Annotated in this window: 10 protein-coding genes; 8 read left to right on the plus strand and 2 right to left on the minus strand. The window is 67.1% G+C overall.

Features of this window, described 5'->3' with window-relative positions:
* Positions 1–10 precede the first annotated feature (10 nt).
* Complete coding sequence (locus tag ACO227_RS07100; protein ID WP_423606417.1) at positions 11–496, plus strand: DUF1772 domain-containing protein; 486 nt, start codon at positions 11–13, stop codon at positions 494–496.
* Here ACO227_RS07100 and ACO227_RS07105 read toward each other — a convergent pair.
* Both ACO227_RS07105 and hisC read right to left on the minus strand, forming a co-directional pair.
* Positions 493–1,248, minus strand: coding sequence for a prephenate dehydrogenase/arogenate dehydrogenase family protein (locus tag ACO227_RS07105; RefSeq protein ID WP_423606419.1), 756 nt, complete (start codon positions 1,246–1,248; stop codon positions 493–495). The two genes, ACO227_RS07100 and ACO227_RS07105, sit on opposite strands and share 4 nt — an antisense overlap.
* Entirely contained in the window at positions 1,245–2,384 is a 1,140-nt protein-coding gene (gene hisC / locus ACO227_RS07110) for a histidinol-phosphate transaminase (protein WP_423606420.1), read from the minus strand. Before hisC ends, ACO227_RS07105 begins: the two co-directional genes overlap by 4 nt.
* 86 nt (positions 2,385–2,470) lie before the next feature.
* Here hisC and ACO227_RS07115 point away from each other — a divergent pair, with 86 nt between their 5' ends.
* From ACO227_RS07115 to ACO227_RS07145, 7 genes are all read left to right on the plus strand, one after another.
* Positions 2,471–4,030 (plus strand): flavin monoamine oxidase family protein, encoded by a 1,560-nt coding sequence (locus ACO227_RS07115; RefSeq protein WP_423606422.1) that lies wholly within the window; start codon positions 2,471–2,473, stop codon positions 4,028–4,030.
* Positions 4,031–4,062: 32 nt separating this feature from the next.
* Entirely contained in the window at positions 4,063–5,181 is a 1,119-nt protein-coding gene (gene metX, locus ACO227_RS07120; RefSeq protein WP_423606424.1) for a homoserine O-acetyltransferase MetX, read from the plus strand.
* Positions 5,178–5,804 (plus strand): methionine biosynthesis protein MetW, encoded by a 627-nt coding sequence (gene metW / locus ACO227_RS07125; protein ID WP_423606425.1) that lies wholly within the window; start codon positions 5,178–5,180, stop codon positions 5,802–5,804. The genes metX and metW overlap by 4 nt, the downstream gene beginning before the upstream one ends.
* 80 nt (positions 5,805–5,884) lie before the next feature.
* Positions 5,885–9,220 carry an amidohydrolase family protein gene (locus ACO227_RS07130; RefSeq protein ID WP_423606427.1) on the plus strand — a complete coding sequence of 1,112 codons (3,336 nt, stop codon included), beginning with the start codon at positions 5,885–5,887 and terminating at the stop codon, positions 9,218–9,220.
* Between the two features lie 177 nt (positions 9,221–9,397).
* The gene (locus ACO227_RS07135) at positions 9,398–12,403 is read left to right on the plus strand and encodes a TonB-dependent receptor (RefSeq protein ID WP_423606429.1); all 3,006 of its coding nucleotides are present in this window, start codon (positions 9,398–9,400) and stop codon (positions 12,401–12,403) included.
* Positions 12,404–12,479: 76 nt separating this feature from the next.
* Positions 12,480–13,154, plus strand: coding sequence for a DUF6445 family protein (locus tag ACO227_RS07140; protein ID WP_423606431.1), 675 nt, complete (start codon positions 12,480–12,482; stop codon positions 13,152–13,154).
* A gap of 11 nt (positions 13,155–13,165) precedes the next feature.
* Positions 13,166–14,986 (plus strand): family 43 glycosylhydrolase, encoded by a 1,821-nt coding sequence (locus tag ACO227_RS07145; RefSeq protein ID WP_423606432.1) that lies wholly within the window; start codon positions 13,166–13,168, stop codon positions 14,984–14,986.
* The last annotated feature ends 10 nt before the right edge of the window (positions 14,987–14,996 follow it).

The following is a 14,996-nucleotide window of genomic DNA, read 5'->3' on the forward strand; positions in this document are numbered from 1 at the left end:
GAGACGGATCATGACGGTCAGCCTGCTCGAACTTCCCGTCCTTGTCGCCGCGATCGGCGCCTTCATCATCGCCGGCGTGTTCTACGGCTTCTCTACCTTCATCATGCAGGCGCTCGCCCGCGTGCCCGTGGCCGAGGGCATCCGCGCGATGCAGTCGATCAATGTCGCGGTGATCACGCCGCTGTTCCTCGGCGTGTTCATGGGCACCGCGCTGCTGCTGCTCGTGCTGGCGGTGGCCGCGGCGCTGCACCTTGGCCGGCCCGGCGCGCCATACGTCATCCTCGGCGCGATCTGCTACGTGTTCGGATGCTTCGTGCTGACGATGGGGCGCAACGTCCCGCTCAACGACGCGCTCGCCCGCGTCGATCCGGAAAGCGAGCAGGGCATGGCGCTATGGGCGCGCTATCTGCGCGACTGGACATGGTGGAACCATGTCCGCACCTTCGCCTCGTTCGTCGCGGCGGTGGTGCTCACCTACGCCTGGGCGGTGAGCTAGCGGGGATCGGCGCTGCTGGCGTTGCCGGCCTTGAGGCTGCGCGCGAGCAGGCCGTTCGCCTCGGCGATGAACTGGCGCGTGATCTCCTCGGCGAACGGATTGAGGTTCTGGATCGCGAAGAACAGCTCCTCGGTATCGTCGCGGATCAGCCCGCACAGCTCGAGCAGATGCTGGTAGCTGTGCGTCTTGAGCTCCTCGTCGGGGATGCGGATGTTGACCAAGGTGCGCCCGATCAGGTGCGTGAGGGCCTGGACATAGGCCATCTCGCGGTCATGCTCCTCGGCGGTGGTGATGGACACCGCGAGGCCCAGGCTGCGCCCGAACTCGGCGACCTTGTGATGCGCCTCGCCGCGCACCTGGCATACGACTAGCGGCAGGCCGGCGAGGCCGTCGCGCGCGCTCTGCGGCCCGAACAGGGGATGGGTGGCGACGATGTCGACGCTTTCGGGGAGCATCTCGCGCATCCAGCGCGCAGGCAGCATCTTGACCGAGGCGACGTCTAGCACGAGCGCGCCGGGGCGCAGCAGCGGCGCGATCGCCGCGACGGTCGCCGCCATCGCCTGCACCGGCACCGCCAGCATCACGACATCACACGCGGCTGCGTCCGCGAGCGTGCCAGAGCGCACACCCAGCACCGCAGCCGGCTCGGCGATGTCGGCGCGGTCGGTCGCCACAACCACGAAATGATCGCGCAGATGCCTGGCGGCGAGCCGTCCGAACCGGCCGAAGCCGATGATCCCGAAGCGCTTCATCCCGCCGCCGCGTCGCCGCGGGCGTCCGCCACCAGCCGCTGCAGGATCTCGGCCACCGCGCGCGTCTCGTCCTCGGTGCCGATGGTGATGCGCAGGCCGTGCGGCAGGCCCTGGCCGGGCAGCCAGCGCACGATGTAGCCAGCCTCCATCAGCCCCTTGTATGCCGCCTCCGCGGTCAGCGCGCCTTCGAACAGCACCAGGATGAAATTGGCCTGGCTCGGTACCGCGCGCAGCCCGGCATTGCCGAGCTTGGCGATCTCGGCGGCGAACCAGCGCCGCCACTTCGCATTGTGCGCGCGCGTATGCTCGACGAACTCGGTATCGCCGAGCGCCGCGATCGCCGCCGCGGTGCCGGCGATGGTGATGCTGAAGGGCAGGCGGATGCGGTGCATCGCCTCGATGATCTCGGCCGAGGCATAGCCCCAGCCGATCCGCTCGGCGGCGAGCCCGTAGAGCTTGGAAAAGGTTCGCGTCACCAGCACATTGGGCGCCGTCTTGGCGAGCTCCATCCCGCCGTCGTCAAGTCCGCCCTCGATATATTCGGCATAGGCATGGTCGAGCACGAGCAGGATGTCGGGGCGCAGCCCCGCGTGCAACCGCGCGATCTCCTCGCGCGTCGCATAGGTACCGGTCGGATTGTTGGGGTTGGCGATGAAGACGATCCGGGTCTTGTCGGTCACGCAGGCGAGGATCGCGTCGACATCGGTGGCATAGTCGTTATCGGGCGCGACCATGGGGGTCGCGCCGACGCGGCGGGTCGCGATCGGATAGACCGAGAAGCCGTAATTGACGTAGATGATCTCGTCGCCCGGCCCGGCAAAAGCGCCAGCGGCGAGGTGCAGCACCTCGTCCGATCCGTTGCCGTAGATGATCCGCGCGGGATCGAGCCCGTGGAGCGCGGCCAGCGCCTCGCGCAGCTCGGTGCCGCTGGCGTCGGGATAGCGCTCGAGATTGTTGGCCGCGCTCGCGAAGGCGGCGCGCGCGGCGGGCGAGGTGCCGAGCGGGTTCTCGTTCGACGAGAGCTTGATCGCCTTGCGGCCGTCATCGGTCTTGGAGCGCCCGGGCACATAGGGGGCGATCTCCATGATCCAGGGCATTGGCTGGGGTTGGGGCCGGGGCTTGACAGGTTCGCTCATGGCGCGCGCGATGGCCGAAGCGGGTAAGAATGGCAAGGTTTGCGCAATCGCGCCATGCTAGGTCTCGGGCAAACAGGGGATGATCGATGCGTGGAAGCGAGACGCTGTGGCGTGCGCTGCAACTGGCGCGGCGGGATGATCTGGCGGCGCGGGGCAAGGCGCCGCCGCGGCCGGGGCATGGCGGGATCGGGCGGCGCGCGCTGCTCCAGGGCATGGCGGCGAGCGGCGTCGCAGCGGGGCTGCCTGCGCCCGCACTTGCGCTTCCCGCATCGGGTCGGGTCGCGATCGTCGGCGGCGGGATCGCCGGGCTGTCGGCGCTGCATCATTTGGCCAAGGCCGGCGTCGAGGCGCGGCTGTACGAGGCGCGCAACCGGCTCGGCGGGCGCATGTACACCCAGCGCATCGCCGAAGGACAGTTGTTCGAGGCGGGCGGGCAGCTGGTCAATTCGGACCATGAAGACATCCATGCGCTCGCCAGGGAGTTCGCGGTGCCGCTGGTCGACCGCAAGGCGGGTCCTCACCATTCCGTGGTGCTGGCGGACGGCGCTGTCGCGCCGCAGGCCGAGCTCGCGCGGCTGCTCGCCCCGCTCGCCGCGAGGATCGCGCGCGACTCCGAGGCAGTCGACGCGAGCACCAGCGCTGCCGCGGCGATCGACCGGCTGTCGGTCGCGCAGTATCTCGACCGTCACGCCGTGCTGATCGGTGATCCGCGCATCCGTGCGCTGATCGAATCGAGCATCCGCACCGAATATGGTGCCGAGCCGCACCAGGCATCGGCGCTGCAGCTGATCTTCAATCTGCCGACGGTAAAGGGCGAGCATGTCGAAGTGCTGGCCGGAAGCGACGAGCGCTATGTGATCGCGGGCGGTTCGGGTCGGCTGGCGGAATCGATCGCGCAGGCGCATCGCGACCGGATCGAGACCGGGCGGCGGCTGCGCGAGATCCGCGAGACCGGAGGCGGGATGCGGCTCGAATTTTTCGACGGCACGCACGCCACGGCGGACATGGTGATCGTCGCGGTCCCCGCCCCGATCCTGCGCCAGATCGATTTTGCTGTCCCGCTCTCCGGGCGCTGGCGCGAATTCGTCGCGCAAGCCGATCTCGGTCGAAACGAGAAGGTTCAGGTCACCGCCTCGGCGACGCCTTGGGCCGAAGTGCTCGGTGCGGGCGGCGAGCTGTGGGACACCGCCTCGCCCTATTCACTCGGCTGGGATGGGACGCTCAAGGGGATCGAGGGCGGCAAGCCGGTGTGGAACTGGTTCCTCGGCGGCGACCAGGTCGCGGCCGCCACCACCGCACCCGATGCGCTCGCCGCGGCGCTCGCGCAGCGCTCGGAGCCCGCCATCCCCGGCATCGCGCGAGCGGTGGCGGGCGGCATGGTCCGCCGCACTAACTGGTGCAACGACGCGCTGACACTCGGCGCCTATACCAACAGCGCGCCCGGCCAGCTCACCCGCTTCGGCCCGCTGTTCTGGATCGAATCCGACGATGCGGCCGAGCGCCAGCAGGCGGTCGCCGGCCGCCTGATCTTCGCGGGCGAGCATGTCTCGGATGCGTGGGTCGGCTTCATGAACGGCGGCGCGCAGACCGGCCGGCTCGCGGCGCAGGCGGTGATCGCCGCGCGCTCCCGCCGCCGCGCCGCTTGAACCCGGGCCTTCGCGTCCCTAGTCAGACGCGCATGTCCGACGACCCGCGTTTCGGCCTTTCGCGCCATGCCACCTTGCCTGGGCCCCTGCGGCTCGATGGCGGGGTGCTGCTCTCGCCGGTCGAGATCGCCTATGAGACCTATGGCAATCTCGCGCCCGACGGCGGCAACGCGATCCTGATCTGCCATGCGCTGACCGGCGACCAGCATGTCGCCTCGCCGCACCCGGTGACGGGCAAGCCGGGCTGGTGGACGCGCATGGTCGGCTCCGGCAAGCCGGTCGATCCCGAGCGCCACTTCATCGTCTGCGCGAACGTGCTCGGCAGTTGCATGGGCACCTCCGGTCCGGCGACAATCAACCCGGCGACCGGCCAGCCCTGGGGCATGGCCTTCCCGGTCATCACCATCCGCGACATGGTCCGCGCGCAGGCGATGCTGCTCGACCATCTCGGTGTCGGCCGGCTGAAGGCCGTGGTCGGTGGATCGATGGGCGGCATGCAGGCGCTGAGTTGGCCCGCGACCTTCCCCGACCGGGTCGAGGCGGCGGTGGTGATCGCCTCCACCGCGCGCCACTCGGCGCAGAACATCGCCTTCCACGAGGTCGGACGGCAAGCGGTGATGGCCGATCCGCGCTGGAATGGCGGCGCCTATTATGACGGCGAGCCGCCCGCCGCCGGCCTCGCGGTCGCGCGCATGGCGGCGCATATCACCTATCTCTCCGAAGCCGGCCTCACCGAGAAGTTCGGCCGGCGGCTGCAGGCGCGTGAGGCCAAGTCGTTCGGCTTCGACGCCGACTTCCAGATCGAGAGCTATCTGCGCCACCAGGGGCTGAGCTTCGTCGACCGCTTCGACGCCAACGCCTATCTCTACATCACGCGAGCGATGGACTATTTCGATCTCGCCGAGGAGCATGGCGGCCTGCTCGCCAACGCTTTCCGCGAGACCAAGGCGCGCTTTTGCCTGGTCAGCTTCGACACCGACTGGCTCTACCCGACCCGCGAATCCCGCGCGATCGTCCACGCGCTCAACGCCGCCGGCGCGCCGGTCAGCTTCGTCGAGCTGTCCTCGCCCTTCGGCCACGACGCCTTCCTGCTGGAGGCGCCGGAGCTGAACCGCGTGGTCGACGGGTTCCTGAGGGCGGGGGAGCCATGAAGATCAGCGACCGCCTCCTGCTGACCCCGGCGACTCCCAATCTTCGCCCGGACCTGTCGATCATCTTCCGGAACGTCGAGCGCGGCAGCCGCGTCCTCGACGTCGGCTGCGGCGACGGCGCGCTGATGGCGGCGTTGCGCGATTATCGTGGCTGCGATGCGCGTGGGCTCGAGCTCGACCCGCATAATGTCGCAACGGCGGTGTCGCATGGCCTGTCGGTGATCCAGGGCGATGCCGATCGCGACCTTGCCGACTATCCCGACGCCAGCTTCGACTATGCGATCCTGAGCCAGACGCTGCAGACCACGATGTATCCGCATCACGTCCTCGATCATCTGCTGCGGATCGGCGAGCGAGCGGTCGTCTCCTTTCCCAATTTCGCCCATTGGCGCGTGCGGCTGTCGCTGCTCTGGGGCGGGCGCATGCCGGTGACGCGGCTGCTGCCCGTCGCCTGGTACGAGACGCCGAATATCCACCATGTCACCGTCGACGATTTCCGCGCCTATGTCCGCGAGCGCGGCATCACGGTCGAGCATGCCTGGTTCCTGTCGAACGGGGAGCGCACCACCTCGGCAGCGGCGAACTTCCTCGCCGAGCATGCGGTGTTCCTGCTCCGTCGCTAGCTTTTCGACCAAGTGGAGATGACGGCGACCGTTTCGCCCGTTACCACCCTGTCCGCAACAGGTTTCAGGGAGCTTTCCGCATGCGTCACTCGGTCGCCGGCGTCCTCGCCGCGCTTTTCGTCCTCGGCCAGGCCCAGGCGCAGCAGGAGCAGCAGAACCCGCCTCCGGTCGAGCAGACCGAGATGCCCGAGGACAAGGCGACCGATCCCGACAACCAGCCTCAGCCGCTCCCGCCGCCCCAGCCTGGCGCCAAACCGGTGGCTCCCGCGCCCGCTGTGCCCGCGGCCAAGCCGGAGCCCGCCAAATGGGACGTCAATGCGCCGCAGAGCGCGGTGCTCACGCAAGCGACGATCGACACCGACGAAGGCACCTGGATCGACGTCGACGTCAGCCCGGACGGCAAGACCGTTGCCTTCACCCTGCTCGGCGACATCTACACCATGCCGATCGCGGGCGGCACACCGACGCGGATCGCCGAGGGGCTCGCTTGGGAGGTCCATCCGCGCTTCTCGCCCGATGGCCGTCGCATCGCCTTCACCTCCGATCGCGGCGGCGGCGACAATATCTGGCTGATGAATGCCGATGGCAGCGACAAGCGCCAGCTGACCAAGGAGGATTTCCGGCTCCTGAACCAGCCGAGCTGGTCGCCCGACGGCCAGTACATCGTCGCCAAGAAGCACTTCACCACCGGCCGCTCGCTCGGCACGGGCGAGGTGTGGCTCTATCACGTCTCGGGCGGCAGCGGGGTCAAGCTGGTCAAGCGCGCCAACGAGAAGGTGCAGAAGGAGCTGGGCGAGCCGGCCTATGCCGCCGACGGCAAGTCGGTGTTCTTCACCCGCAACATCACCCCTGGGCCGATCTTCGAATATGCCCAGGATTCGAACACGAACCTGTTCAACATCGAGCGCTATGATCTGGAGAGCGGCGAGACGACTACCGCGGTCTCCGGCCTCGGCGGCTCGGTGCGCCCGACGCCCTCGCCTGACGGCAGGAAGATCGCCTTCGTCCGGCGCGAGGCCACCAAGTCCAAGCTCTACGTCAAGGACCTGAGCTCGGGCGAGGAGCGCAAGATCTACGACGCGCTCGACCAGGACGTGCAGGAGACCTGGGCGGTCACCGGCGTCTATCCCAACATGGACTGGACGCCCGACAGCAAGTCGATCGTGTTCTGGGCGGGCGGCAAGATCCGCCGCGTCGACGCCGACGGCGCGAACGCCGCGGTGATCCCGTTCCGTGTCGCCGACAGCCGCGCGGTCGCGTCGGCCACGCATCCTCAGATCGAGGTCGCGCCGGCCAGCTTCACGACCAGGATGACGCGCTTCGCCGTGGTGTCGCCCGACGGCGGCCGCGTCGTCTTCGAGAACATGGGCAAATTGTGGATCAAGCCCGTCTCAGGCGGAACGCCCAGGCGGCTCACCGGCCTCGCCGAGGACGCCGGGTTCGAGCTTTATCCCGCCTGGTCGCGTGACGGCCGCTCGATCGTGTTTGTCGAGTGGAGCGACATGAAGCTCGGCCGCATCCGCACCGTGGCCGCGTCGGGCGGCGCGGCCAGGGACGTGACCAGTCAGCCCGGCCTCTATTCGCGTCCGCAATTCTCGCCCGACGGCCGCACCATCGTGTTCGAGAAAGCGGCGGGCGGCAATCTCACCGCGCCCGGCTGGTCCGACGATCCCGGCATCTATCGCGTCGCCGCGTCGGGCGGCGCACCACAGCTCGTCGCGCGCGGTATGGCGCGCCCACAATTCGGCGCGTCGAGCGAACGTCTGTTCATGACCAGCCCTGGCGAGGACAAGCTCCAGCTCGTCTCGACCGACCTGCATGGCGAAGGCAAGCGAGTCCACGCCACCGGCGAGCTTGCCAACGACTATGTCGTCGCGCCCGACGGCAGGAGCGTCGCCTTTCGCCAGAACTATCAGGTGTTCGCGATGCCGCTGATGCCGGGCGGGCAGGAGGTCGCGGTCGGACCCAAGGCCGATGCGCTTCCCGTGATCCGCGTCAGCACCGACGGCGCCGACTATATCCACTGGTCCGGCGACGGCGCTCGGCTTCACTGGAGCATGGGCCCGACGCTGTTCACCGCCGACCGCAGCGCTCTTTTCGCCAGCGCCCCGGGCAGCAAGCCGGTGGTGACGCCCCGCACCACCTCGCTCGCGATGGAGGTGAAGGCCGCCAAGCCGACGGGCCGCATCGCGCTCACCGGCGCGCGCGTGGTCACGATGGCCGGCGCGGACGGCGGGATCATCGACAATGCGACGATCTTGATCGAGGGCGACCGCATCGTCCAGGTCGCGCCCACCGCCGCGATCCAGCTGCCCGCGGGCACGAAGACGATCGACGTCACCGGCAAGACGATCATCCCCGGCCTGGTCGACGCGCATGCGCACGGTCCCTATGGCACCGACGATCTCGTGCCGCAGCAGAACTGGTCGCTGGTCCAGAATCTCGCGCTCGGCACCACCACGATCCACGACCCGTCGAGCCAGGCGAGCTTGGTCTTCGCCGCGCAGCAGCTGCAGCGCGCCGGCAAGATTCTGGGCCCGCGCATCTTCTCGACCGGCGAGATCGTCTATGGCGCCAGGAACGCCGACGTCTATGCCCAGATCGACAGCTATGAGGACGCGCTCGCCCATGTCCGGCGCCTCAAGGCGCAAGGCGCGCATTCGGTGAAGAACTACAACCAGCCACGCCGCGAGCAGCGCCAGATGGTGGTCGCCGCGGCGCGCGCCGAGGGAATGCAGGTGGTGGCCGAGGGCGGCTCGCTGTTCGGCATGGACATGAACCTGATCGCCGACGGCAACTCGACGCTCGAGCACAATGTCCCCGCCGACATCTTCTACAAGGATGTGCTGCAGCTGTTCGGCCAGGGCGACACCAACTACACCCCGACGCTCGTCGTCAGCTATGGCGGCCTCGCCGGCGATCCCTATTGGCGGCAGGCGACCGATGTGTGGAAGAACCCGCTGCTTGTCCACACCCCGCCGGCACGGCTGCGCGCGGACACGATGCGGATCACCAAGGCGCCCGAGGATAATTTTGTCGACGACGACAATGCGCGCGAGGCGCTCAAGGTCGCCAAGGCCGGCAAGCTGGTATCGATCGGCGCGCACGGGCAGCAAGCCGGGATCGGCCCGCATTGGGAGCTCTGGTCGTTCGTGCGCGGCGGGATGACTCCGCTCGAGGCACTGCGCGCGGGCACGATCGATTCCGCCAGGTCGCTCGGCTTCGCGAAGGACATCGGCTCGATCGAGCCCGGCAAGCTCGCCGATCTCGTCGTGCTCGATGCCGATCCCACCGCCGACATCCGCAACAGCGATCATGTCAGCCGGGTGATGCTCGGCGGCCGGCTCTATGACTCGAAGACGATGAACGAAGTCGAGACCGGCACCGCCAGGCGCCGTCCCTATTGGTGGGAATGAGACCTGTGGCCCGGATGCCGCACATCCGGGCCATGCTGCCCATCATCGCCGGGCTCTCGCGAAAAGGCGATTGACAACGTAGTCACAAAGCGGTTTGTGAAGCCTGTGTCAGGAGATGCTAAAAGCTCCGGCGACGCTGTAACCGGTTACATGGCCGGTGTTTAGGGGAGCAGATTGATGACGGATTTCCGCAGCAGGCGTTCACAACTCGTCCGTGGGATCTCGGCGGGGGCCTTTGCCGCCGCGCTGATGGTCAGCACGTCCGCATTTGCGCAGACCACCGCGACCCTGCAGGGACGCGTCGAGGGTGCGAGCGCGGGCAGCACCGTGACCGTCACCGATACCGTCACAGGTCGCACCGTCACCACTACCACTCGCGCCGACGGCAGCTTCACCGTGGTCGGTCTGCGTCCGAGCACCTATCGCGTCGAGGCCCAGGGCCAGGAGCCCGAAGAGGTGACGCTCCCGGTCGGCCAGATCGTCAATGTCGATCTCGGCCCGCCCGAGGCGGCTGCCGCCGAAGGCGGCGAGGTCGTCGTCACCGGCACCCGTGGCCGCGCCGAAGTGCGCACCGCGACGATCGGCACCAGCGTCAGCCAGGCGCAGATCGAGAATCTGCCGCAGACCAGCCGCAACTTCCTGAACTTCGCCGCGCTCGCGCCGGGCGTCACCTTGCCCGCCGGCGAGAATGTGGGAATCCAGGCGGGCGGCGTCAGCTCGAACAACGTCAACGTGTTCATCGACGGCACCAGCCAGAAGAGCCAAGTCGGCTTCGGCGGCGTCGCCGGTCAGAATTTCTCGAAGGGGAATCCCTTCCCGCAGTCGGCAATTCAGGAATTCCGCGTCGAGACGCAGAACTTCAAGGCTGAATTCGAGAATGCCGGTTCGGCGATCATCACCGCGATCACCAAGACCGGCGGCGAGGATTTCCACGGCAGCGCGTTCGCCAAATATGTGCCCAAGTCATGGTATGGCCGTCCGTTCTTCGACCGGCCGGGCGAGGCCAACAACCCGACCGGCGCCAATCCCAAGCCCGACTATAAGCGCTGGCAGTTCGGCGGCGATCTCGGTGGCCCGATCATCCCCGGCGTGCTGCACTTCTTCGCGGCCTATGAAGGGACGCGCCAGACCAGCCCGGCAAAGATCGTCAACCCGCCCATGTTGTTGCCGGGTGCGATCCGCGACCGCTTTGCCGGCAACTTCGCCGCGGATTTCAAGCAGGACCTGTATTTCGGAAAGCTGACCCTGTTCGCGTCGGACGCCGACACGATCAGCGCTAGCTACTTCCTGCGCCAGGAAACCGACGTCAAGGATTATGGTGACAATCGCGCGTTCGAGCAGGGCCGCGACGTCGGCACCGAGAGCAAGAACTATCAGCTCGAATGGAGCCATCGCGGCAATGGCTTTCTCAACGAACTGACGTTCAGCTATTTCAGCAACTTCACCGGCACGCCGACGATTACCGAAGGCCCGGAATATGTGCTGACCAACGGCGCGACGAACTTCGATGACGACGGGGATGGCGTTCCCGATCCGGCAGATGCCGATGATCCCAGCGGCGGAGACCTGTTCTTCTTCGGTGCCAACTCGTTCCAGCAGGCGAACGAGCAGAAGAGCTACACCTTCAAGAACAACTTCACCTACACCGGCTGGGACAACCATGTGGTGAAGACCGGCATCAAGATCTCGATGAACACGCTGCGGCGCATCGAGGACGCGTTCGCCAACGGGTCGTATCGTTTCGCCTATCAGCGCTTCGCGAACGAGGACAGCAGCATCCCCTATCGCGCGACGATCTCGCTGCTGCCGCCGACACCGATGGAGGCGGACAATGTCCAGGTCGGCCTGTTCGTGCAGGACGACTGGACGATCGACGATCACTGGACGGTCAATCTCGGCCTGCGCTGGGATTATGAATCCAACAATTTCAACAACAACTATCATACGCCCGAAAAGGTCGCGACCGCGCTGCGCAACTATCAGCCGTGGCAGGCGGCCGGTATCGACCCCGAGGACTATATTAGCGACGGAACCAAGCGTAAGCCCTTCACGGGCGCGTTCCAGCCGCGCATCGGCGTCTCCTACGACGTCAACGGGGATCGCGATCTAGTGCTCTTCGCGGGCGCCGGCCGCTATTATGATCGCAACATCTTCTACCTCGCCTCGCTCGAGACGCTGTTCAATAACATCCGCAGCGACGCCTCGGTGAACTTCTGCGGTGCGACTGGGCTTCCGACCTGCGCACCTGGCCTGCTCCAGTGGAACGAGGCCTATCGCGATCCCAACGCATTACGCGCCGCGGTCGCCCAGACCGGGCTTTCCGGCGACATCTGGGTGATCAACAACGACGCCAAGGTGCCCTATACCGATCAGTTCACGCTCGGTGTGCGCAAGCGGCTCGGCCCGGTCCAGCTCTCGGCGGCGCTCGCGCACAACCGCTCGTACAATGCGTTCATCTTCGTGCGCGGCAACCGCCAGACCAACGGCAACTACACCGATGGCGGCTTCGGCTGGGTGCGGGACAATTTCCCGGCGGGCAACGGCCTCGTCCCGGGCTATACCGGTCGCCTCAACATCGGATCGAGCGAAGGCAAGGCGCGCTACACCGCGCTCTACCTGACTGCGGACAAGACCTATACCAAGGATTCGGGCTGGGGCGCGACCGCGACGCTCACCATCTCGGACGCCAAGTCGAACCAGGCGATCTCGTTCGACGAAGGGCAGATGTTCAACGCAGGCAAGCAGGACGCGTTCGGCTGGCAGCCGACCCGCAATCTCGAACGCTGGCGCTTCGTCGCCACCGGCATGGGCGACCTGCCTTGGGGTTTCCAGCTCGCCGGTACGCTGACGCTCGCCTCGGGGCCGCGCTTCGGCAATGTCGATTTCAGCCGCACCCCGCCGCCCAATTGCGGCGGCTGCTTCTACTATAACGATGCCGGCGTGTTCTCGCCCAAGCAGAAGATCGCCTACAAGAATCTCGACCTGCGTGTCGCCAAGACGTTCAAGGTCCCCGGGATTGGCGGCGAGCTCACGGCGGACTTCGAGGTGTTCAACGTCTTCGACTGGGTCAATCGTTCCTATTCGACCTGGGGCGCGGGCAGCGGCTCCAATCCGACGCGCGAGGAGAACAACACCGTCGGCTATGCCCGCACCTTCCAAGCGGGTCTCAAATACAAGTTCTGATCGTCGGATCGGCATGATCGGGGAGGGAGGCGGTGCTGCTTCCCTCCCTTTTCTCTTCGGCGCGAAGGGAGGCCTGGTGACACCCGAGCTGCACCGTTTCGGCCAGAGCTGCCAGCCAGTCGTCACCGTCGACGGCATCGCCGGCGACGTCGCGCCGATCATTGCCGTCGCTGCCCGGCTTGCGCCGTTTCCGCCGAGCCAGACCTATTATCCCGGCCTGCGCCGCATCTTCACGCAAGCCGATGCCGACGCTTATGCCTATGCCTGCCGCCTGCTCGAAGCCGCCGCGCCGTTCATCGGCGGCGCGTTCGACGCCGACAGCTTCGACCTGATCGAGGCGAGCTTCTCGATCGTCACCGCGCCGCCGGAGACGCTCGTTCCCGCCCAGCGCGCGCCGCATTTCGATTCGACCGACCCCAACTATATCGCCGTGCTGCACTATCTCGCGGATACGCCCGGGACCGGTACCGCCTTCTATCGCCAGCGCTCGACCGGGATCGAGACGGTGACCGATGCCAATCGCGACGCCTTCGTCGCCGCCGCCAAGGCCGAGAGCGCCGGCCTCACCGGCTATACCAATGCCGGCAACGCGCATTTCGAGCAGATCGGGCGCGTCGATGCGGTGCCCGACCGGCTCGTCATCTATCGCGGCGCGCTGCTCCATTCGGGGATCATCCCCAACGGCATGAAGCTCAGCGCCGATCCGCGCCAGGGCCGGCTCACCGCCAATCTGTTCATCCGCATCCATTGAGGAACCGCCCGATGCTCAAGCACGCTCTCGCGCTCACCGTCCTGATCGCTACCGCCGCGAGCGCGCAGCCGGGCAAGCGCACCTACGCCAACCCGATCGACATCGATTATCGCTACAATTTCGAGCAGGTGAACGAAGGCATCTCCTACCGCACCGGTGCGGACCCGGTGATCGTCCGGCACAAGGGCGCCTATTATCTCTTCCAGACGCTCGCCGACGGCTATTGGCGCTCGACCGATCTGGTCGATTGGAAGTTCATCACCCCCAGCCGCTGGGAGAATGACAGTTTTGTCGCGCCCGCCGCGTGGTCGGACGGCGAGCGGCTCTATCTCATGCCCTCGATGATGGAACCGGGCGCGATCTACGTCACCGACGCGCCCGAGACGGGCAAGCTCGACTATTTCGTGCGCCGCATGCCGCGCTTGCCTGGCCAGGTGCGCCCGGGCGAGGAGGAGAAGATGAAGCCCGGCGAGATCCCGCCCGGCCCGTGGGACCCGGCGCTGTTCCTCGACGACGACGGCAAATGGTATCTTTACTGGAACTCGTCCAACGTCTTCCCGCTCTACGGGCTCGAGATCGAGTTCAAGGACGGCCGCCTGATCTACAAGGGCCCGGCCAAGGAGATGTTCAAGCTCCACCCCGACCAGCATGGCTGGGAGCGCTTCGGCCAGGACCATTCGGGCGGCCTGCCCAACGGCACGCCGATCAAGCCGTTCATGGAAGGCGCGTGGATGACCAAGGTCGCCGGCACCTATTATCTCCAGTATGGCGCGCCCGGCACCGAGTACAACGCCTATGCCAACGGCACCTACACCTCCAAGTCGCCGCTGGGGCCCTGGGAGTATGCGCCGTGGAACCCGGTCGCTTACAAGCCCGGGGGCTTCGTCGAGGGAGCGGGGCACGGCTCGACCTTCGCGGACAATCACGGCAATTGGTGGAACACTGGCACGCCGTGGCTCGGCGCCAACTGGACCTTCGAGCGGCGCATCAACATGTTCCCGACCAAGTTCGAGGCGGACGGGCAGATGTGGTCCTCGGCGCGCTTCGGCGACTTCCCGCACTGGGCGCCCGAGGGCAAGGTCGACGACATCGAAAGCCTGTTCACCGGCTGGATGCTGCTCTCCTACCGCAAGCAGCTGATCGCCTCCTCGACCCTGGGCGAACATGACGCGAGCCGTGCCGCCGACGAGAATCCGCGCACCTTCTGGGTGGCGCGGAGCAAGAATCCCGGCGAAACGCTGACCATGGACTTGGGCGCCGCGAAGACCGTCCGTGCGATCCAGGTCAATTTCGCCGACTACAAGGCGGGCCGCTTCGGCGATGCGCCCGACATCTACACGGAATTCCGCCTCGAAGGCTCCGCCGACGGCAAGCGCTGGTCGAAGCTCGCCGAGACCGAGCGGCCGCGCCGCGATCGGCCCAACGCCTATTTCCAGCTCGAGCGGCCGGCCAAGGTCCGCTACGTGCGCTACGTTCACGGCCATATCGGCGGCGCGCATCTCGCGATCAACGACCTGCGCGTGTTCGGCAATGCCGAGGGCGCCGTGCCCGCCGTGCCCGGCGGCGTCGCCGCGGTACGCGAGAAGGACCAGCGCAACGCCCGCGTCAGCTGGCGCAAGGTGCCGGATGCGGTCGGCTATAACGTCATGTGGGGCGTTCGCCCCGATCGCCTCACGCTGACCTATCAGGTCTTCGCCGACGAGCTCGGCAGCGGCGAGACCGGCAAGCAGGACCTGCGCGCGCTCAATATCGGCGTCGGCTATTATGCCGCGGTCGAGGCGTTCAACGAAACCGGCGTGTCGAAGCGCAGCAAGCCGGTGCGGGTGCGCTGAGCTCTTTGGC

The sequence above is a fragment of the Sphingomonas sp. MS122 genome, from assembly GCF_049532975.1.
Lineage (GTDB): Bacteria > Pseudomonadota > Alphaproteobacteria > Sphingomonadales > Sphingomonadaceae > Sphingomonas.